Genomic DNA, 1,408 nt, shown 5'->3' on the forward strand with positions numbered 1-1,408 from the left:
TTCTGCACGTCGCCCGTGAGGTGCGCCTCCAGCATGGCGCGCAGCTCGGGGGTGACGACGTGACCGACGACGGAGACGAAGCCGCAGGCGCCGACGGACAGGAGCGGGAGGTTCAGCATGTCGTCGCCGGAGTACCAGGCGAGGTCCGAGCGGGCGATGGCCCAGCTGGCGCGGCCGAGGTCGCCCTTGGCGTCCTTGTTGGCGACGATGCGGGGGTGCTCGGCGAGGCGGACGATCGTCTCGGTGTTGATCGGTACGCCGCTGCGGCCCGGGATGTCGTAGAGCATGACCGGCAGCTCAGTGCTGTCGGCGATGGCGGTGAAGTGCCGGAACAGGCCCTCTTGCGGGGGCTTGTTGTAGTACGGCGTGACGGTCAGGAGGCCGTGGGCGCCGGCCTGCTCGGCGGCGCGGGCGAGCTCGATGCTGTGGCGGGTGTCGTTCGTACCGACGCCCGCGACGATGTGGGCGCGGTCGCCGACGGCGTCCAGTACGGCTCGTACGAGATCGTTTTTCTCCGCGTCACTGACGGTCGGGGACTCACCGGTGGTGCCGTTGATGACCAGGCCGTCATTGCCTGCGTCCACCAGGTGGGCGGCGAGCTGCTGCGCGCCGTCGAGGTCAAGTGCGCCGTCCGCCTTGAAGGGCGTGACCATGGCGGTGAGGACCCTCCCGAAGGGGGTCTGCGGAGTGGAGGTCGGAGCCATGGGTAACACGCTACTCGCTGCTCAGCGCGGGGTCCCCCCTCGGGGGATGTGAGTGGACCTGACAAAGGGAGCCCGGCACTGCCTGCTCGGGGGTTCAAGCAGTGCCGGGTCCGTTTGATCAGGCTAGATGAACTTCACGAAGTGTCGCAATCCGGACACTTCACTCGGCGCATCCGCACATCAGTGCCTTACGGCGCCACGCGTCCGTTCTTGTTGAAGGCCGCGTGGGTGAGCGGCATCAGCTCGGCCCAGTGCTGCTCCATCTTCTCGCCGACCATCTCGATCTCCCGCTGCGGGAAGGACGGGACCTTGGCGAGCTCGTGCTGCGTGCGCAGGCCGAGGAAGTGCATCAGCGAACGGGCGTTGCACGTCGCGTACATCGAGGAGAAGAGGCCGACCGGGAGCACCGAGCGCGCGACCTCGCGCGCCACGCCGGCGGCGAGCATCTCCTGGTACGCCTCGTACGCCTGGCGGTACGAGTCCTCCATCACGCGGCCCGTCAGCTCCTGCTGGGCCTCGGTGCCCTCGACGAAGACGTACTTGCCCGGGCGGCCCTCCTGGACGAGCTTGCGGGAGGCGTCCGGGACGTAGAAGACCGGCTCCAGCTCCCTGTAGCGGCCCGATTCCTCGTTGTACGACCAGCCCACGCGGTGCCGCATGAACTCGCGGAAGACGAAGATGGGGGCGCTGATGAAGAACGTCAT

2 protein-coding genes are annotated in these 1,408 nt (G+C 68.0%); both read right to left on the reverse strand.

Annotated elements, in window-relative coordinates:
- Nucleotides 1-704 (reverse strand): 4-hydroxy-tetrahydrodipicolinate synthase (dapA, locus tag AOK22_RS29425; RefSeq protein WP_055701764.1); only part of this gene is annotated, 704 nt, incomplete at its 3' end.
- A gap of 188 nt (nucleotides 705-892) precedes the next feature.
- Nucleotides 893-1,408, reverse strand: a 516-nt coding sequence (gene thyX / locus AOK22_RS29430; RefSeq protein WP_055701763.1) for an FAD-dependent thymidylate synthase, incomplete at its 5' end; no start/stop codon positions are given.

Source organism: Streptomyces silaceus (assembly GCF_001419745.1).
In the GTDB taxonomy this organism is placed as follows: Bacteria; Actinomycetota; Actinomycetes; order Streptomycetales; family Streptomycetaceae; genus Streptomyces; species Streptomyces silaceus.